The following is a 19,347-nucleotide window of genomic DNA, read 5'->3' on the forward strand; positions in this document are numbered from 1 at the left end:
CTGAAGCAATACTTTGCCGGTTTTCCCTGGCCTCGTATATCCTTGCGGCCATCGACACCAAGGAAAACCCATGAAGATCGTCATCGCCCCCGATTCGTTCAAGGAAAGCCTGACGGCGCTGCAGGTGGCCGCCGCCATCGAGGCCGGCATGCGCGAGGTCTGGCCCGATGCGACCTATGTGAAGGTGCCCGTGGCCGACGGCGGTGAGGGCACCGTGCAGGCGATGATCGACGCGACCGGCGGCCGGCGCGTGGACGCCCGCGTGACGGGGCCGCTGGGCCAGACGGTCGACGCGTTCTACGGCGAGGCCGGCGGCGGCCTCGCCGTGATCGAGATGGCGGCCGCCAGCGGCCTCGAAGGCGTGCCGCCCGACCTGCGCGATCCGCGCACGGCCACTAGCCGCGGCACGGGGTAACTCATCGTCGCCGCGCTGGACGCCGGCGCGCGCCGCTTCGTGCTGGGCGTGGGCGGCAGCGCGACGAACGACGGCGGCGCCGGCATGTTGCAGGCGCTCGGCGTGCGCCTGCTCGACGACGCCGGGCACGATATCGGCCCGGGCGGCGCGGCGCTGGCACGGCTGGCCCGCATCGACGCGTCAGGGCTCGATCCGCGCGTGCGCGAGGCGGAATTCCAGATCGCGTGCGACGTCGACAACCCGCTCGTCGGCCCGCGCGGCGCGTCCGCCGTGTTCGGGCCGCAGAAGGGCGCGTCGCCCGAGATGGTGCGGCAGCTCGACGCCGCGCTCGCGCACTTCGCGGACATCGTCAAGCGCGACCTCGGCCAGGACATCGCGCAGATGCCCGGCGCGGGCGCCGGCGGCGGCATCGCGGCGGCGATGGTCGTGTTCCTGAACGGGCAGCTGCGGCCCGGCATCGAGATCGTCACGGAGGCCGTCGGGCTGGATGCGGCCGTGCGCGACGCCGACCTCGTCGTGACGGGCGAAGGCCGCATCGACGGCCAGACCGTGAACGGCAAGACGCCGATGGGCGTGGCGCGGGTCGCGCGGCGCCACGGCAAACCGGTGGTCGCCATCGGCGGCAGCCTGGCAAACGATGCGGATGCCGTGCACGCGCACGGGATCGAGGTGGTGGTGGCGGCCGTCGCGCGGCCGTGCTCCGTGGCGGAGGCGCTGGCCGCGGCCGAGGACAACCTGCGCCGCGCCGCGCGCAACCTCGCGGCCGCGCTGGCGCTGGGATCGCGCCTTCGGTAGGGTGGGCACCCCGTGCCCACGCGTGCGGCAAGTGGCATGTTGGCGTTCGCGTCGGCACTCCGTGCCCACGCGTGACGCATGTGATATCTTGGCGTAACGTGCGGGCACGAGTGCCCGAACAGACACCGAGAGCCCGCCTTGCCCGACATCCTTCCCGACGACGAATCCTACTGGTCCGCCATCCGCGCCCAGTACACGCGCTCCCCTGACTTCATCAACCTCGAAAACGGCTACTTCGGCATGCCGGCGAACCCCGTGCGCGCGGCGCTCAGGCGCTACCAGGACGAGGTCGACCTCGAGAACGCGTTCTTCCTGCGCATGCGCTGGCCCGCGCGGCTCGCGCGCGTGAAATCGCTGCTGGCCGATTTCACCGGCGCGGCGCCCGATGAACTGCTGATCACGCGCAGCGCCGTCGAGTCGCTGAACATCCTGCTGCAGGGCTATCCGTTCGCGCCCGGCGACGCGATCCTGATGGCGCGCCACGACTACGACAGCAGCCATGACATCGTCCGCATGCTGGCCGGGCGCCGTGGCCTGGCCGTCGTGCAGGTCGACGTTCCGCACGACCTGGAAGACGAGGACGCCGTCCTGGCGCTGTACGCGGAGGCGATCACGCCGCGCACGCGCGTGCTGCTGCTCACCCATATCGTGCACCGCACGGGACGCATCATGCCGGTGGCGCGGCTGGCCGCGCTGGCGCGCGGGCGCGGCATCGACGCCATCGTCGACGGCGCCCATGCGCTCGCGCAGATCGACTTCACGATTCCGCAGGTCGGCGCGCCGTTCGCCGCGTACAACCTGCACAAATGGGTCGGCGCGCCGCTCGGCACGGGCCTGCTGTACAGCGCGCGCGACCGCATCGCCGACATCGCGCCGCTGTACGGCGACGTGTCGTCCGCGCGCGGCGACATCGACAAGCTGGGCCACGTGGGCACCGTGCCGCCGGCGCCCATCATGGCCGTCGAGGACGCGCTCGCGTTCCACGCCGCCATCGGCACCCGCAACAAGGAAGCGCGCCTGCGCTGGCTGGCGCGGCGCTGGATGGACAGGGTGGCCGGCGTGCCGGGCGTCACCCTGTACACGCCGCGCGATCCGCGCCTGCACTGCGCGCTGGGCGCGTTCGGCATCGACGGCGTGCCGGCGGCGGAGGTCGTACGGCGCCTGATGGATGAACACCGCATCTTCACCGTCGTGCGCAAGTTCGGCGGCACCGAGATCGTGCGGGTCACGCCGCACCTGTACAGCAGCCCCGCAGAGCTCGACGTGCTGGCGGACGCGATCCGTCAGTGCGTGCCGCCCAGGTAGGCCGCGACGACCTTCGGATCGTTCCTGAGGCTCGCGGCCGGCCCGTGCACGGCGATGCTGCCGTTCTCCAGCACATAGCCGTAGTCCGCCACGTTCAGCGCGGCCTGGGCGAACTGCTCGACGAGCAGCATCGTGACGCCTTCCGCCTTCAGCCGCGCGATGATGCGGAAGACTTCGTCGACGAGGATCGGCGCGAGGCCCATCGACGGTTCGTCGAGCAGCACGACGTCGGGATTCAGCATGACGGCGCGCGCCATCGCCAGCATCTGCTGCTCGCCGCCGGACAGGGTGCCCGCGAGCTGCGTGCGGCGCTCCTTCAGCCGCGGGAACAGTTCCAGCGCGCGCTCCAGGTCGCGCTGGATGTCGCCCCTGGGCCGGGCGCGGGTAAAACGGGGGAAGGCGCCCAGCAGCAGGTTGTCCGTGACCGTCATCGTCGCGAACACGCGCCGGCCTTCGGGCGAATGGGCGAGGCCGGCGCGGGCGATGCGGTGCGAGTCCATGCCGGTGATGTCGCGGCCGGCGAGGCGCACCGTCCCGTCGCGCGGCTTGAGCATGCCGGAGATGGCGCGCATGGTCGTCGTCTTGCCGGCGCCGTTGGAGCCGATCAGGGTGACCAGCTGGCCCTTCGGGACCTCCAGCGAGATCCCGTGCAGCACTTCGACCTTGCCATAGGCCGCGTGCAGGTTGTCGATGGTGAGCATGTGGTCTCCTCAGACGGCGGCGGTGGTGGACGCCGCCGGCTCGCCCGCGCCGCCCAGGTAGGCTTCGATCACGCGCGGGTCGGACTGCACGCGCGCCGGCGTGCCCTCGGCGATCTTCTGGCCGAAATCGAGCACGGTGACGGTGTCCGAGATCGACATCACGACATCCATGTGGTGCTCGATGAGGACGATCGTGATGCCGTGGTCGCGGATCTTGCGGATGATGGCCATCAGCTCGCGGATGTCGGGCGCCGTGAGGCCCGCGGCCGGTTCGTCCAGCAGCAGCAGGCGCGGATCGAGCGCCAGCGCGCGGCCGATCTCGAGCAGGCGCTGCTTGCCGTAGGGGAGGTTGCGGGCTTCCTCGTCGGCCAGGTCGGCGAGGCCGACGAAGCGCAGGATCGCGGCGGCCCGCGCGCGCGCCGCCAGCTCCTCGCGCTTGCGGCGCGGCGTGTGCAGCATGGCGTCGAACACGTTCGAGCGGAAGCTGTGGTGCAGGCCGACGAGGATGTTTTCGGTCGCCGTCATCTCGCCGAACAACTGCACGTTCTGGAAGGTGCGGGCGATGCCGCCCAGCGCGATCTGCGCCGGCGTGCGGCCCGTGATGCCGGTGCCGGCAAAGAAGACCTGGCCGGCCGTCGGCCGGTAGATGCCGGTGAGGACGTTCATCATCGTGCTCTTGCCCGAGCCGTTCGGTCCGATCAGGCCGTGGACGGTGCCGCGCGCCACGGTCAGGTCGACCTGGTTCAGCGCCTTCAGGCCGCCGAACTGCATCAGCACCTGCTGCACGCGCAGCAGTTCGCCGCCCGCGCCTTCCGCGGCCGCGATGCCCGCGAACGGATCGGCGCCATCGTCCACCAGGGCGCGCGCATGCGCGCGGCCGCGCCCGAGCAGGCCGCGGAAAAAGCCCACGATGCCTTCCTGCAGATAGTAGACGACGAACAGCGTCATGAGGCCGAAGATCGTCAGGCGCCAGTCGACCATGCTCTCCAGTTTGTACGACACGACCGCCATCGCCAGCGTGGCCACCACGGGCACGGCGACGCGGCCGAAGGTTGTCTTGCGGCGCGCCAGCAGCAGGCCGGCCGCCACGACGGCGAGGATCGCGGCGGCGACGGCGATCTGGCGGAACAGGTCGATGTCGGACAGGAGGCTCGGCAGCATCACCACGATCACGGCGCCGATCAGCGCGCCGCTGCGCGTCTTGCGGCCGCCCATGATCACCGCGAGCAGGAACAGCATCGTCAGCTCGAAGTTGTAGGTGTTCGGCGAGATGTACTGCTCGGAGTACGCGTACAGGCTGCCCGCCAGGCCCGCGAACCCGGCGCTGATGACGAACGCGTAGACTTTGTAGCGGTAGACCGAGACGCCCATGCAGTCGGACGCGATGGGGCTGTCGCGCAGCGCCTCGAACGCGCGGCCGATGTGCGACTTCAGGAGCCGGTGCACCAGCACCAGCGACACGACCATCAGCGCGGCCACGGCGTAGTAGAACTCGACCTCGGTCAGTTCGTGGCCGGCCACGCTGGGTTTCGTGAGCATGATGCCCATCGGGCCGTCGGTGAGGAAGGTCATCTCGTTGATGAGGATTTGCACGATGGTGCCGAAGGCGAGCGTCACCATCGCGAGGTAGGGGCCCGTCACGCGCAGCGCGGGCAGGGCGAGGATCGCGCCGAACAGGGCGGCGCCGGCGATGCTGGCGGGGATCGTCAGCCACCATGCGGCCGCCAGCTTCATCACCAGCACGCCCGTCACGTACGAGCCCACGCCGAACAGGCCGGCGTGGCCCAGCGACACCTGGCCCGTGTAGCCGACGACGATGTCGAGCCCGAACAGCAGGATCGCGTAGATCAGGATCGTCACGACGAGGTGCAGGTAGTACGAGTTCGCGACCAGCACCGGGAAGGCGGCCAGCAGCGCGATGCCGGCGACGGCGGCGACCGGAATCAGTTTGTTCATTGTCGTGGCCATCGTCACACTTTCTTGATCGCGGCCTTGCCGAACAGGCCGGACGGCTTCACCGCGAGCACGAGCAGCAGCAGGACGAGGCCCGGCACTTCCTTGTAGCCGGTCGACAGGTAGAAGCCCGTGGCGGTTTCCGCGATGCCGAGGATGATGCCGCCGACGATGGCGCCCATGCCCGACGTGAGGCCGCCGATGATCGCGACGGCGAACGCCTTGAGGCCCAGCGACGCGCCCATCGTGGCGCTCGTGAGCGTGAGCGGCGCGATCAGGGCGCCCGCGAAGGCCGCGGTTGCGGACGACAGCGCGTACGAGAACGTGATCACCATCTTCGTGTTGATGCCCATGAGGCCCGCCGCGTCGCGGTCGTTGGCGGTGGCGACGACCGCCTTGCCGTAAATGGATTTGCGGTTGAAGATTTCGACGGCCAGCATGATGGCGAGCGCGCCGACGACGACGGCGACCTGCATCGGCTGCACGTTCGCGCCCATGACCGTGAACGGTTCCGACGACAGCGGCGACGGGAACGGCAGCACGTCCTTGCCCCAGATGTTCTCGGCCACGTTCTTGAAGATGATCGCGAGGGCGATCGTCGACATGATCCAGCCGAACTCCGACTTGATGCGGATCGCGGGCCGCACGGCGATCCATTCGACGAACATGCCTTGCAGCGCGCCGAACGCGACGACGACGGGAATCATCAGCCAGTAGCTGAGATAGGGCCCGCCGTGGACGGTGCCGACGAGCGACAGGCCGACGAGGGCGCCGAGCATCAGCGCCTCGCCCTGGCCGAAGTTGAGGGTGCCGGACGTGGCGAAGGTCAGTTGGTAGCCGAACGCGATCACGGCGTAGATCATGCCGAGCGCGATGCCGGACACGACGAGTTGCAGCAGGATCTCCATGAGTCCTCCAGAGGGTTCGGCAATACGCGGATAAGCAATTAACGAATATGCGAATACGTTAATGACTACGCGAATACGTTAATGAGTACGCGAATACGTGAATACGTTAATGACTACGCGAATACATACCACGTCGTCCCCGCGCAGGCGGGGACCCAATTTTGCTTGCGCCGTCGAGATGCGCGCAACTTGGGTTCCCGCCTGCGCGGGAACGACGGGTAGGTTACTTGGCCTGCACCACGTGCCCGTCCTTCACTTCGCCGAACTTGGTATTGTCGAAGTTGATGGCTTCGTGGTCGGTGTGCGTGTACGGCTTGTTGTAGGTGGTGACGACGCCTTCCACCGGCGACTTCAGGTTCTCCAGCGCGGCGGCGATCTTCGGTCCCTCCGTGCTGCCGGCCTGCTGGATCGCGGCGGCGAGCAGGTACACGGAATCGTAGCCCTGCGCGGCCGACACGGCGGACGGCATGCGGCCGCCCGGCGGGTTGTAGGCCTTGACGTAGGCGTCGATGAACGCCTTGCGCTTCGGCGTGTCCGGGTTCTGGATGAAGGTCTGCGGCATGCGGGTGCCGTCGCCGTTCTTGCCCGCGTTGTCGATGAAGTTGGCCATCGCGAGCGTCCAGCTGCCGACGATGGGCACTTTCCAGCCCAGCTTCTGCATGCCGTTGGCGATCTGCGCCAGTTCGGGGCCGATGCCGTAGGTGAGCACGACGTCGGCGCCGGCCTGCTTGGCGCGCAGCAGCTGCGCCGTCATGTCGACGTCGCCGATGTTGTACTTCTCGACGGCGACTGGCTTCACGCCCTTTTTCGCGAGCGTCTTTTCGAGGTCTTCGCGCCCCAGCTGGCCGTAGTTGGTGGAGTCGGCGAGGATCGCCGGCTTCTTGAAGCCGCGGCGCGCGACGGCTTCCTCGACGATCATCGCGGACTGGATCGTGTCGTTGGCCGAATTGCGGAAGATGTAGTTTTCCGGCTGGCTGGCGAACTGCTTCGTGACGATGGAGCCGGTCGCCACGTTGTTCATGACGGGGATCCTGGCCTGCTGGTAGAAGCGCTGCGAGGCGAGGGCGACGCCAGTGTTGATGTAGCCGACGGTGGCGACGACGTGTTCCTTGTTGATGAGTTCCTGCGCGACCTGCACCCCGCGTTCGTTCTTCGCCTCGTCGTCGCGTTCGACCAGTTCGATCTTGCGGCCCAGCACGCCGCCCTTGGCATTGATTTCATTCACGGCGAGGCGGACGCCGTCGCGCATCGACACGCCCATCGGCGCCGACCCGCCCGTGAACGGACCGGACACGCCGATCTTGATCGGCTCGGCCGCCATGCCGGCCGTCGAAAACCCCAGCGCTACCCCTGCAACCAATGCCTTCACTTTGAAATTCATTGCGGTCTCCGTAGTCATCTTCTCGTTTTACGCCGGGACGCCGAGGATCGGCGCCGGGCCCATCGTGGGCGATTGTAGAATGGCAATCAAACAACGGCAAACGATTGATGTGACGCGATGCAACATGCGTCTTTCATGCAAATGCGTAAGGAAAGCGTCAGGCAGGGCGGGTAGGGCGCATAAAAAAAAGGCCGCGCCGAGGCGCAGCCTTTGTCCGACCGGCATTCGGGCCGGTGTCAGCGGTGGCCGTGCCAACCGCCGCGGTGACCCCAGCCGCCGCGATGGCCGCCGCTCCAGTGGCCCCAGCTGAAGCCGAGGCCGATCGAGATCGGCGGATACCACAGCGGGTCGGCGTACACGGGCCCGTAGGGCGCATAGACCGGCGCGGGCGCGTAGACGGGCGGCGCGACGTACACCGGCTGGGTCACGACCGTGGCCGGGGCCGGTGAGTAGGTCACGCGGCCGGCGTCGCCGGATGCGGCCGCGGCGGCACCGGTGCCGGGCGCGACCGGCGTCACCGACACGACCTGCCAGCCGTTGGCGTCCGGCTGGGCGTAGGCGCGCGTGCCGTAGTTGGCGGGCGCGGGGTAATACGTGGCGCAGCCGCTGAGGGCTGCAGCGAGCGAAGCAATAATGGCGAGCTTTTTCATGGCGGTTCTCCTCACCTGCTAACTATACGGATTCGGACGGCGCGCGCCTGCGGATTTACAGGCTGTTACACCTGTTCACTTTGCGGAACAATGGTAGCGCTGGCGCAGCCCGAGCTTACCTGCCGGTAGCCGCGCCCGGTTTGATGATATCGTGTCGGGTTCCGTCTCGCTTACGCTTTTCGATGTCTTCTTCAACGCATTCCGGTACGCGGCCGGCCGGCTTGTCGGCCTGGGTGCCGTACGCCGCCCTCCTGATGTCGCTCGTCTCGCTGACGGCGGGCGCCTCGCTGGCCAAGCAGTTGTTCCCCGTCGTCGGCGCGGCCGGCGCAACGGCGATGCGCCTCACGTTCGCCGCCATGATCCTCGCCGTCGTGTTCCGCCCGTGGCGCGTCAAGGGGCGGGGCGACAGGCGCGCGCTGCTGCAATACGGCCTGACGCTGGGGGCGATGAACCTCAGCTTCTACACGGCGCTCGCGTATGTCCCGCTGGGCATCGCCATCGCCGTCGAGTTCACGGGGCCGCTCGTCGTGGCCGTGGCGACGTCGCGCCGGCGCCTGGATTACGTCTGGATCGGCGTCGCCTGTGCCGGCCTCGCGCTGCTGCTGCCGCTGCGCGGCGGCGGGGCGGCCGTCGACTGGCGCGGCATCGCGTTCGCGCTCGTGGCCGGCGCCTGCTGGGCCGTGTACATCCTCGCCGGCAAGCGCGCCAGCGCCGCCTACGGCCCGGCCGCGTCGAGCTGGGGGACGGCGATCGGTGCGCTGATCGCGGCCCCCGTCGGCATCGCGCACGCGGGTGCGGCCCTGCTGGCGCCGTCGGTGCTGGAGGTCGGCGTCGTGGTCGCCGTGCTGTCCAGCGCGATTCCCTATTCGCTCGAGATGGTGGCGCTGCGCCGCCTGCCGGCCAACACCTTCAGCACGCTGCTCAGCGCGGAACCGGCCATCGGCGCGCTGATGGGCCTCGTGCTGCTCGGCGAGCATCTCGACGCCGCCCAATGGCTGGCCATCGCCCTCATCGTCGCCTCGTCGATCGGCGCGGCGACGAGCGCCAGCCTGGCCGCGCGGCGCCGTCCCGCCGATGCCGAACCGCCGGTGCCGTTATGAACCACGACGTCCGCCTGCTGCAGGAAGACGACTGGGCCGCGTTCCGGCAATTGCGGCTGCTCGCGACGGTCGAGGCGCCGCTGGCGATCTGGCCCACGCGCGAGGAAGAGGCGCGGCGCACGCCGGCCGAGGTGCGCGAGCGCATCGCGCCGACGGCGTTGCATGCCGTGTTCGGCGCGTTCGCGGGGACGGACCTCGTCGCGATCGCCGGGGTGCGCCGCGAGCCGCTGGCGCAGGTGGCGCACAAGGCCACGCTGTGGGGCGTGTACGTGCATCCCGCGCACCGGCGCGGCGGCCTCGCGCGGCTGCTGCTGGGCGCCGCGTGCGCCCACGCGCGCGCGCAGGGCGTGCTGCAGGCGCACCTGGCGGTGAATGCCGACAACCCGCGCGCGCTCGCCCTGTACGAATCGCTGGGGTTCACGGCGTACGGCCGCGAGCCGCGCGCGCTGCGCGTCAAGGATGCGTTTTACGACGAGGTCCTGATGGCGCTCCCGCTGGACGACGCTGCATCGTTTGCCGCGCTGGGGTAGAGTAGCGGCTCGATAACGACGACCGAGGGAAGACCATGCAACGACGACAACTGGGCCGGGATGGCCTGACGGTGCCGGAAATCGGCCTGGGATGCTGGCAGCTGGGCGGCGGCTGGGGCAACGACTGGAACGACGACGTGGCGCAGCAGACGCTGCATACGGCCATCGAATCCGGCGTGCGCTTCATCGACACGGCCGACGTCTACGGCGACGGCGCCAGCGAGCGCTCGATCGGCCGCTTCCTCGCCGGCCGGACGGACTCGGACATCGTCGTGGCCACCAAGCTGGGACGCGCCGGCATCTACCCGGACGGCTACACGCGCGCATCGCTGCGCGAAGCGACCCAGCGCTCGCTGGAGCGCTTGCAGGTGGACGCACTGGACCTCACGCAGCTGCACTGCGTGCCGACCGACGTGCTGCGCCAGGGCCACGTGTTCGACTGGCTGCGCGAACTGCAGCAGGAAGGTCTCGTCAGGCGCTGGGGCGCCAGCGTGGAATCCGTCGACGAGGGCATGATCTGCCTGGAACAGGAAGGACTGGCGTCGCTGCAGGTGATCTTCAACATCTTCCGCCAGAAGCCGGCCGAAGAGCTGTTCCCGCGCGCGGCCGATAAACAGGTCGGCATCATTGTGCGCCTGCCGCTCGCAAGCGGCCTGCTGGGCGGGAAGATCACGCGGGCGACGACGTTCCGCGCCGACGATCACCGGCATTTCAACCGCGACGGTGCCATGTTCAATGTGGGAGAAACGTTCGCGGGACTGGAACTGGAGCGGGGCATCGCGGCCGTCGAGCAGCTGGCGCCGCTGGTCCCGGCCGGGATGACGATGGCGCAGATGGCGCTGCGCTGGGTCCTCGACCACCCGGAGGTGTCGGTCGTGATCCCGGGCGCGAGCCGCCCGGACCAGGTGCGCGCGAACGTGGACGCGGCTGCAGCGCCGCCGCTGCCGGCGGCGCTGCACGAGCAGCTCGCCGGCATGTACCGCGCCCACGTGCGCGATTTCATCCGCGGGCCGTACTGACCCGCGCAGGTTCAGGTCGACGTCACAGCGCGACGTCCACGCGGGCCGACCACGAGCGGCCGTTGATGCCGAACGGGCAGGTCTCCCAGCAGTACGTGAAGCCCAGCTGCGGGAACGGCGCGGCCTTGACCGGGTCCCACTTGGTCGGGAACGTGTTGAAGATGTTGTTCGCACCGACGGTCAGGCTGGTCGACTTGCTGAAGTTGTAGCGCACGGTGGCGTCCACGATCCACTTGGCGTCCCACGTCTGGATGAACGGGGCCGTGAAGCCCTGGCCCTGCACTTCGCCGTAGTAGTTGGCGCGCACGTTGCCGTTCCATTGGTCGTGCGTGTAGTCGGCCGCCAGGACGTGGTGCTGGCGCGGCTGGCCGCGTTCGATCAGCGTCACCTGGGAGTCGTCGAACAGCTGCGTGCCCGTCAGCACCGGCGAATCCGAATGGCGGCCCGTCACCGACGTGCGGTTGAAGTCCAGCTGCGCGGACAGCACCAGGGTCGAACCCGGCCAGCGCGTCGTGTGGTCGGCGACGATGTCCAGGCCCTTCGTCTCGGTGTCGATCGCGTTCGTGAAGAACTGCGCCTGGCCGACTTTCAGCGGATCGAGGATCGCCTTGATCGGGCACGCGGCAGCCGTGGCGCACGCGCCGGATTCCGGCGCGATGTTCGACGAGAACACGATGCGGTTGTCGATGTCGATGCGCCACAGGTCGGCCGTCAGCGAGAAGTTCGACACCGGGCGCAGCACGATGCCCACGCTCGCGTTCTTCGACGTCTCCTGCTTCAGGTTCGGGATGCCGAAGGCCTTGGTGACGGCGCTGCCTTCACGCGCGGTCAGGGTCTCGGTCAGCACGCCGGCGCTGTTCAGGTTCGTCGACACGGAGCTGTAGAACTTCTGCTGCACGCTCGGCGCGCGGAAGCCCGTCGACAGCGTGCCGCGGAAGCCCACCTGGCGGGTCGGGTCGTAGCGCAGCGACAGCTTGCCGGTCGTCGTGCTGCCGAAGTCCGAGTACTTTTCCCAGCGCGCCGCGGCGCCGATCAGCAGTTGCGGCGTGATGTTGTGTTCGACGTCGGCGTACAGCGCGATGTTGTGGCGCGCGTCGTCGACGGCCGTCGCGGGCGTGTAGCCGGGGAAGCCCTGCGTGCCCGATGCGGCCGCGCCGCCCGTCTGGTCCTTGATCGCGATGGCCGGGTTGTTCGTGCGGCCGTACTGGTACGAGACCGGATCGCCGGCGTCGATCGCATAGCCGTCGCGGCGCCATTCGAAGCCGGTGGCGAAGTTGACCTTGCGGCCCATCACGTCGAGCGGGCCGCGCAGGTCGGCGTTGAGCGTGGTCTGCTTGAATTTCAGCTTGCCGGTGTCGGCTTCCAGCGGCGACTCGGCGTAGATGCCGCCGCCCGGTTTCGGTTCGTACCAGTAGCTGACGTTGATGGTTTCCTTTTCGTGGAAATCGAGTTCGCTGCGGCCGTGGTTGATCGAGACGTCGGCCTTCCAGTCGTTCGGCAGGTCGCGGCGGTAGCCGACCGCCAGCGACGCGTCCTTGACGGTCGTGCGGATGTTCGGCAGGAAGCCGTTCGGGTAGATGGCCGGCACGTTGCGGCCGTCGCCGGCGGAGCGGAAGAAGCCGGACGAATCGCCGGTGCGGTGCGACACGCCGCCAAACACATAGACTTCGCCGTCGCTGGCGACCGGAATCGCCGAGTTCCACCAGAAATACTGGTCCTTCGCGAGGCTGTCGCCGATGCGCTGGGTGACGCGCGGCGGGTCGACGCGCAGCGTGTCCACGCCGGCGCGGTTCGTTTCGCCGCGGTAGCGCGCCTCGGCCGTCAGGTTGACGTAGCCGCCGTCGCCGATCGTCCAGCCCTTGTTGACGCTGCCCTGGCGCAGCTCGCCGCCGCCTTCGGTCGTGCCGCCGACGGTGCCGGACAGCTGCGTCTCGTTGGTCTGGGTCTTCAGCACGATGTTGATCACGCCGGCGATGGCGTCCGAGCCGTACTGCGCCGCCGCGCCGTCGCGCAGCACCTCGATGCGCTGGATGGCCGACATCGGGATCGCGTTGATGTCCGTGCCGGCCGAGCCGCGGCCGATGGTCTGCTGCACGTTGACGAGCGCCTGCTGGTGGCGGCGCTTGCCGTTCACGAGCACGAGCAGCTGGTCCGGGCCCAGCGAGCGCAGGGTGGCGGGGCGGATGATGTCCGTGCCGTCGCTGATGAAGGTGGTCGAGAAGTTGAACGACGGGTCGAGCGTCTGCAGCAGCTTGCCAAGTTCGACGGGACCGGCCATCGCCATGTCCTTGCCGCTGATCAGGCCGACGGGCGCGGCCGAATCCAGCGCGGTGCGCGCCGTCGAGCGTGAACCGAGCACGACGACGGAAGCCATGCCCGTGTCGGCGGCGCTCTGGGCCGGCGCGGCGGGCGTGTCCTGGGACCAGGCGGGGGCGAAAGCGAGGAACAGCGAAGAGGCGAGCAAGGTGCGGGTGAAGGCGGGTACGGCGCGGTGTTGTGTCATCCTGATTCTCTCGATGGTTGTTGTTGTGCGAACGCGGCCGCACCGGTTTGGTGCTGGCCGGGCGTGGGCCAGTGTACCGACCGCTCAACCGTATTCACAATCGTCACCTGTCTATACTGTTGTGAAATTGATGCATACAAGGCAATCTTGCTTGTTGAAATAGACGGAATGCGGCTATTCTGGACACCATGGCGGAGATGCCGACCTCGAAACAGGGCAGGATGAGCATGAGAATTCCGGATATGCATATACGCGGAGTGTAACAATCTTGCTCGAAAGATTAGTAGCGGAAGGGGGATGGATCGCGCGGCGCGCGGGCGTGGGTAGGCGCGCCGTCGGGGCCGACGGCGTGTCTTGAGGCTGTCAGGCGCCGCTCAGGCGTAGACGTTGATCGTATTGACGATGCCTTGCGCGACGGCGTCGGCGACCGCGACGCTCGTCAGCGCGGGATTGGCTTTCAGGATCGTGCCCCAGTCGCCGGGGACGGCGGCGGACACCGACGTGTCGGACGCCGGGGATGTGGTCGTGGACGCGTCCTGGCTGGTCGACGTGCCGTCCGCGGCGGGCGGTTGCGGCGCCGCGCCGGCGGCCGCGTTGCTGGCGGCCGCGACCTGGTTCAGCAGGCCGGTGGCGTCATACGTCTGGAATCCGGACGGGGCGCTTCCCAGCGTCGCCACGATGCTCGCTTCCTGGGCCAGCGCGGCCATCGCCACGCTGTTCGTCGCTGTCGTTGGCGGCGTGGTTGAGGGCGGACTCGGCGTCGTGTAGGTCGGCGTGGATGTCGTCGACGTGAGGGAGGAAATAGTCATGATGATTTCCTAAAATGTTTCCACGCGTCAATTGTACACCCAGTTCAACCGAGGATGGTCAACAGCCCGTCCAGTCCGGTGAAATTCAGCGCCACGTTCGCCTGCGCGCGCACGACCGGCTTGGCGCGGAACGCCACCGACAGCCCGGACACGCCCATCATCCTGAGGTCGTTGGCGCCGTCGCCCATGACGATCGCCCGCTTCGTATCGATGCCCAGTTCGGCGCACACGCGCTCCACGGTGCGTTTCTTTTCCTCGGCGTCCACGATGCCGCCGACGACCCTGCCGGTCAACACGCCGCCCGCCGCCTCCAGCACGTTCGCGTGGGTGTAGTCCAGGCCGAGGCGCGTCTTGAGGCGCTCGGTGAAGAACGTGAAGCCGCCCGATACGAGCAGCGTCTTGAGGCCCGCGGCCTGCACGCCCAGCAGCATCGCTTCGCCGCCCGGCGAGATGCGCAGGCGTTCCTCGTACACGCGCGCCAAAGCCGACGTCGGCAAGCCTTCCAGCAGCGCGACGCGGCGCGTGAGGCTCTCGGCGAAATCCAGTTCGCCGCGCATCGCCGCTTCCGTGATCGCCGATACCTGGGGTTTGAGGCCCTGCATGTCCGCGATCTCGTCGATGCATTCGATGGTGATCAGGGTCGAGTCCATGTCCATCGCAACCAGGCCGAAATCTGCCAGGGTCAGGCCGGCATCGACGAACGTCGCGTCGATGCCGGCGGCGTGGGCCGCCGCGTCGACGGCCGCCTTGAGTTCCGGCGTGACGTCGAAACCGTCGCAGCGCAGCGCGTGTGCGTGGAGTTCGGTGGTGCGTGCGGGACGGGCGAGTTGGGCGACGCGCGCGAGCGCGGCCTGGTCGGCCTGGGGGCCCTGGAGTACGAGCTTGGTGGACATGATTCGTTCTGCTTGTGGGTGATTACGCGAGGAGTTGTTTGATGGTCTGCTTGAGCTGGTTCACGCGCGCGGCCAGGTCCGGCATGTTCGATGTGATGCGCAGCTTGTCCTGGCCGGCCAGCTTGACGTGGCGGTTCTTCTGGATCAGCGTGATGATCTTGATCGGATCGATGGGCGGCTTTTCCATGAACTGCAGGCTGGCGCTTTCCGCGTGCGCGTCGATCTTGACGATGCCGACGGACCTGGCCGCGATGCGCAGGCGGTGCGTCTCGATCAGCGCCTTCACGGCATCGGGGAGCTTGCCGAAGCGGTCGATCAGTTCTTCCTGCATGTCGTCGATGCGGCCCTGGTCCTCGCAGTTCGCGAGGCGTTTGTAGATCGACAGGCGTTCGTGCACGTCGCCGCAGAAATCGGCCGGCAGCAGGGCGGGCACGTGCAGGTTGATTTCGGTCGTCGACGACAGCGGCGCGCTCATGTCCGGTTCGCGGCCGGCCTTGAGCGCCTTCACGGCTTCGTTCAGCATGTCGGAATACAGCTGGAAGCCGATCTCCAGCATCTCGCCCGACTGGTTCTCGCCCAGCACCTCGCCGGCGCCGCGGATTTCCAGGTCGTGCATGGCGAGGTAGAAGCCGCTGCCCAGTTCTTCCATCGCCTGGATGGCGTCGAGCCGGCGCTGCGCCTGTTTCGACAACCCGAGCACGTCGTTCACGAGCAGGTAGGCATAGGCCTGGTGGTGCGAACGGCCGACGCGGCCGCGCAGCTGGTGCAGCTGGGCGAGGCCGAACTTGTCGGCGCGGTGCATGATGATCGTGTTCGCCGTCGGCACGTCGATGCCGGTCTCGATGATCGTCGTGCACAGCAGGATGTTGTAGCGCTGGGCGACGAAATCGCGCATGACCTTTTCGAGGTCGCGCTCGTGCATCTGGCCGTGCGCGACGGCGATGCGCGCTTCCGGCAGCAGTTCGCGCAGCATGGCGAGGCGGTTCTCGATGGTCTCGACCTCGTTGTGCAGGAAGTAGATCTGGCCGCCCCGTTTCAGTTCGCGCAGGCAGGCTTCGCGGATCACGGAGCCGTCTTCGCCGCGCACGAACGTCTTGATCGCGAGGCGTTTCTGCGGCGCCGTCGCGATGACGGAAAAGTCGCGCAGGCCTTCCAGCGCCATGCCGAGGGTGCGCGGGATCGGCGTCGCGGTCAGCGTCAGCACGTCCACTTCGGCCCGCAATGCCTTCAGCGCTTCCTTCTGGCGCACGCCGAAGCGGTGTTCCTCGTCGATGATGACGAGGCCTAAGCGCGTGAACTTCACGTCCGGCGACAGCAGCTTGTGGGTGCCGATCACGATGTCGACGGTGCCGTCGGCCATGCCCTTGATCGCGTTGTTGATCTCCTTGCCGGTGCGGAAGCGCGACAGCTCCGCGATGCGCACGGGCCAGTCGGCGAAGCGGTCGGAGAACGTCTGCGCGTGCTGCTCCGCGAGCAGGGTCGTCGGCGCGAGGATCGCGACCTGCTTGCCGCCCATGACGGCGATGAACGCGGCGCGCAGCGCGACTTCGGTCTTGCCGAAGCCGACGTCGCCGCACACGAGGCGGTCCATCGGCCGGCCCGACGTCATGTCCTGGATGACGGCGGCGATGGCCGCGCGCTGGTCCGGCGTCTCGTCGAAGCCGAAGCTCTGGGCGAAGTTTTCGTAGTCGCCGGCGGAATATTCGAACGAATGGCCCTGGCGCGCGGCGCGGCGGGCGTACAGGTTCAGCAGCTCGGCGGCCGTGTCGCGCACCTGTTCCGCCGCCTTGCGCTTGGCCTTGTCCCACTGGCCGGAGCCGAGCGTGTGCAGCGGCGCGTCTTCCGGCGAGGCGCCCGAATAGCGCGAGATCACGTGCAGTTGCGAGACCGGCACGTAGAGCTTCGACTCTTTTGCGTATTCGAGGTGCAGGAATTCCGTCTCGCCTTCGCCCAGGTCCATGCTGACGAGGCCCAGGTAGCGGCCGATGCCGTGGTTGATGTGCACGACCGCGTCGCCGATCTTCAGTTCGGACAGGTCGCGCACCATCGACTCGACCTGCGAACCCGCTTCCTGCTTCTTCTTGCCCGCGCGCCGGCCGGTGCCCGCGTACAGCTCCGTCTCGGTGATGAACACGAGGCGGCCGGCGCCTTCTTCCATCAGTTCGAAGCCGGCCTGCAGCGGCGCGACGCCCAGCACGACCTTCGCATCCGACGCACGCAGTCCGTCGAAGCCTTCGACGGGCGCGAGATCCAGCTTGTATTCGTTGAAGTACTGCTGCAGCGTCTCGCGCCGGCCAGCCGATTCCGCGCAGATCATCACGCGCTTGCCGGCCGCCTGCATCAGGTACGAGCGCAGGTTCGCGAGCGGATCGTCGAGGCGGCGGTTGACGGCGATGTCGGGGATCGCTGCGGACAGTTCCGATGCGCCCGCGCCCGCGTCACGCGCGATGGCCCAGCGGCCGTGCGGCTTGGCCCGCACGAAGAAGTCCTCGGTGCCGAGGAAGATCTCCTTCGGTTCCAGGATCGGGCGGTCGCGGTCGGTCTTGAGGAATTTGTAGCGCGACTCCGTGTCGGTCCAGAAGCGCTGGATGGATGCCTCGATGTCGCCGACCAGGGCGAGCGATGCGTCGTCCGGGAGGTAGTCGAACAAGGTGGCCGTCTCGTCGAAGAACAGCGGCAGATAGTATTCGATGCCGGCCGACGCGATGCCGTTGCCGATGTCGCGGTAGATCGTCGAGCGCGACGGATCGCCTTCGAAGCGTTCGCGCCAGCGCCCGCGGAACGCGCTGCGCGCCTGTTCGTCCATCGGGAATTCGCGGCCCGGCAGCAGGCGCACTTCCTTGACGGGGTACAGCGAGCGCTGGGTGTCGGCGTCGAACGTGCGGATCGTCTCGATCTCGTCGCCGAACAGGTCGAGGCGGTACGGCAGCGCGGAACCCATCGGGAACAGGTCGATCAGGCCGCCCCGCACGGAATATTCGCCGGGCGACATCACCTGCGTGACGTGGGTATAGCCGGCGAGCGTCAGCTGGGCCTTGAGCTTCGCCTCGTCCAGGTGCTCGCCCTGGCGGAAGAAGAACGTGTACGCGGCGAGGAAGGACGGCGGCGCCAGGCGCACGAGCGCCGTCGTCGCCGGGACGACGAGCACGTCGCACTGGCCGTTGCGGATTTCGTGCAGGGTCGCCAGGCGCTCGGACACGAGGTCCTGGTGTGGCGAGAACGCGTCGTAGGGCAGCGTCTCCCAGTCCGGCAGCAGGTGGCACGACAGCTTGCCTTCGGCGAACCACGGGATTTCGTCGAGCAGGCGCTGGCCGTCGCTGGCGTTCGCGACGATCACGGTCAGCATCTGCTTCCTGGCTTTCAGCGCGAGGGCGGCGACGGCGAGCGCATAGGCATCGGCCGAGCCATGCAGCTGGGGCAGGGCGAAACGGGTTCCGGGTTTGGGAAGGTGTCTGGTGAGGTCGAAGGGCATTGACGCGTGCTATTGTCGGGTCGTCAGGACGAGCAGCCATTATAGACGAACAACGTCCGGGCCGCCCTGCGCCGGCCCGTTCGCGGCTGGCTCAGCGTACGCCGGTGCCCGACGTGTTGTCGCCCGAGTTGCCGGTGGCCGTCGCGCCCGAGGCGCTCATGCCCGACGAGGTGCCGGACGAACCGGAGGTCGCGGTGCCCGCCGGCATCGCGCCCGGGCCGCCGGCGCCTTGTACGCCTTCGCCGGCGCCGCCGCTGGAGGTCGCCCCCGACGCCGAGCTGCCGCGCATGCTGTCGCCTGCATTGCCGCCCGCATTGCCGCCCGTGGCGCTGCATGCCGCCAGGCCCAGGGCCATCAGGCCCCCGATCAGGATGCCTCGATACGTTTTCATGATTCGCTCCCGTGATTGAGCAACGCAAACATCATGCGGCGGAGCAGGGCGGTGCAGAATAGGATGGGTACGTGACGCCCTGTAGGATTGGGCGTACGGAGCGATGGTGCGGTGGGGCGATCGTCCGGCCGCGGATGGGCCGGACGGACGGTGGAAGCGATCAGTGGCCGTTGGTGCCCTGGGTGTTGGTGCCCTGGCCGGTGGCGTCCGAGTTGCCGGCGCCGCCGGCGGAGGTCGTGGGCGGGAGGGAATTCGCCGTGCCCGCCGCGCCGGTGGCCGGGGTCCCCATCGTGGCGGAATCGGTCGTGCCGGTGGCGCTCGAGCCGGCGCTGCTGGACGTGGCGCCCGCCGACGAGCTGCCGGTCGCGTCGCTGCTGGTCCCGTTGGTGGCGGTCGAGCTGCATGCGGCCAGGCTCATGGCCATCAGGCCGCCGATCAGAAGGGCTTGGTACTTTTTCATCGTTCACTCCTGTTGTAAAAGTGACGCCATCATGGCGGCACACATGCCTGCACGAAATAGGA

Annotated in this window: 15 protein-coding genes and 1 pseudogene; 5 read left to right on the top strand and 11 right to left on the bottom strand. The window is 68.3% G+C overall.

All coding sequences use genetic code 11. From position 1 onward, the window contains the following. The first annotated feature begins 70 nt into the window (after window positions 1-70). Both ACEN9Q_RS09335 and ACEN9Q_RS09340 read left to right on the top strand, forming a co-directional pair. Window positions 71-1,210, top strand: a pseudogene (locus tag ACEN9Q_RS09335) (glycerate kinase). Window positions 1,211-1,348: 138 nt separating this feature from the next. Further along, window positions 1,349-2,515, top strand: a complete 1,167-nt coding sequence (locus tag ACEN9Q_RS09340; protein ID WP_495628172.1) for an aminotransferase class V-fold PLP-dependent enzyme — start codon at window positions 1,349-1,351, stop codon at window positions 2,513-2,515. Here the strand turns inward: ACEN9Q_RS09340 and ACEN9Q_RS09345 are convergent. From ACEN9Q_RS09345 to ACEN9Q_RS09365, 5 genes are all read right to left on the bottom strand, one after another. Continuing rightward, window positions 2,494-3,216, bottom strand: coding sequence for an ABC transporter ATP-binding protein (locus ACEN9Q_RS09345; RefSeq protein ID WP_056445878.1), 723 nt, complete (start codon window positions 3,214-3,216; stop codon window positions 2,494-2,496). The genes ACEN9Q_RS09340 and ACEN9Q_RS09345 overlap by 22 nt on opposite strands. Window positions 3,217-3,225: 9 nt before the next feature. Continuing rightward, window positions 3,226-5,172, bottom strand: coding sequence for a branched-chain amino acid ABC transporter ATP-binding protein/permease (locus tag ACEN9Q_RS09350; RefSeq protein ID WP_495628173.1), 1,947 nt, complete (start codon window positions 5,170-5,172; stop codon window positions 3,226-3,228). Window positions 5,173-5,186: 14 nt separating this feature from the next. Then, on the bottom strand, window positions 5,187-6,077 hold the full coding sequence (locus ACEN9Q_RS09355; protein ID WP_495628174.1) for a branched-chain amino acid ABC transporter permease: 891 nt from the start codon (window positions 6,075-6,077) through the stop codon (window positions 5,187-5,189). 223 nt (window positions 6,078-6,300) lie between these two features. Then, window positions 6,301-7,458: an ABC transporter substrate-binding protein gene (locus tag ACEN9Q_RS09360; RefSeq protein ID WP_056445884.1), complete on the bottom strand. Its 1,158-nt coding sequence runs from the start codon at window positions 7,456-7,458 to the stop codon at window positions 6,301-6,303. Window positions 7,459-7,694: 236 nt separating this feature from the next. Next, window positions 7,695-8,108 carry a hypothetical protein gene (locus ACEN9Q_RS09365; protein ID WP_056445887.1) on the bottom strand — a complete coding sequence of 138 codons (414 nt, stop codon included), beginning with the start codon at window positions 8,106-8,108 and terminating at the stop codon, window positions 7,695-7,697. A gap of 182 nt (window positions 8,109-8,290) precedes the next feature. Between ACEN9Q_RS09365 and ACEN9Q_RS09370 the strand changes: the two genes are divergently transcribed. Genes ACEN9Q_RS09370 through ACEN9Q_RS09380 form a run of 3 tightly spaced genes read left to right on the top strand, consistent with a single transcriptional unit; the run spans window position 8,291 to window position 10,757 of the window. Next, window positions 8,291-9,208, top strand: coding sequence for an EamA family transporter (locus ACEN9Q_RS09370; RefSeq protein ID WP_495628175.1), 918 nt, complete (start codon window positions 8,291-8,293; stop codon window positions 9,206-9,208). Then, window positions 9,205-9,738 (top strand): GNAT family N-acetyltransferase, encoded by a 534-nt coding sequence (locus tag ACEN9Q_RS09375; RefSeq protein ID WP_495628176.1) that lies wholly within the window; start codon window positions 9,205-9,207, stop codon window positions 9,736-9,738. Before ACEN9Q_RS09370 ends, ACEN9Q_RS09375 begins: the two co-directional genes overlap by 4 nt. Before the next feature lie 35 nt (window positions 9,739-9,773). Beyond that, entirely contained in the window at window positions 9,774-10,757 is a 984-nt protein-coding gene (locus ACEN9Q_RS09380; protein ID WP_495628177.1) for an aldo/keto reductase, read from the top strand. A 22-nt stretch (window positions 10,758-10,779) separates the two neighbouring features. Here ACEN9Q_RS09380 and ACEN9Q_RS09385 read toward each other — a convergent pair whose 3' ends face one another. The 6 genes from ACEN9Q_RS09385 to ACEN9Q_RS09410 all read right to left on the bottom strand — a co-directional run bounded on the left by ACEN9Q_RS09385 (window position 10,780) and on the right by ACEN9Q_RS09410 (window position 19,285). Continuing rightward, window positions 10,780-13,260, bottom strand: coding sequence for a TonB-dependent receptor plug domain-containing protein (locus ACEN9Q_RS09385; RefSeq protein WP_495628178.1), 2,481 nt, complete (start codon window positions 13,258-13,260; stop codon window positions 10,780-10,782). Window positions 13,261-13,634: 374 nt separating this feature from the next. Further along, a complete protein-coding gene (locus ACEN9Q_RS09390; protein WP_495628179.1) occupies window positions 13,635-14,069 on the bottom strand; it encodes a hypothetical protein in 435 nt (144 codons plus the stop codon). A 44-nt stretch (window positions 14,070-14,113) separates the two neighbouring features. Beyond that, window positions 14,114-14,962, bottom strand: coding sequence for a phosphoserine phosphatase SerB (serB, locus tag ACEN9Q_RS09395; protein ID WP_495628180.1), 849 nt, complete (start codon window positions 14,960-14,962; stop codon window positions 14,114-14,116). 22 nt (window positions 14,963-14,984) lie between these two features. Next, window positions 14,985-18,434, bottom strand: coding sequence for a transcription-repair coupling factor (mfd, locus tag ACEN9Q_RS09400; protein ID WP_495628181.1), 3,450 nt, complete (start codon window positions 18,432-18,434; stop codon window positions 14,985-14,987). Between the two features lie 91 nt (window positions 18,435-18,525). Beyond that, entirely contained in the window at window positions 18,526-18,825 is a 300-nt protein-coding gene (locus ACEN9Q_RS09405; protein ID WP_056445912.1) for a hypothetical protein, read from the bottom strand. Between the two features lie 160 nt (window positions 18,826-18,985). After that, window positions 18,986-19,285, bottom strand: a complete 300-nt coding sequence (locus ACEN9Q_RS09410) for a hypothetical protein (RefSeq protein ID WP_495628182.1) — start codon at window positions 19,283-19,285, stop codon at window positions 18,986-18,988. Window positions 19,286-19,347: the final 62 nt, after the last annotated feature.

It is taken from the genome of Massilia sp. Masssp93 (assembly GCF_059491295.1).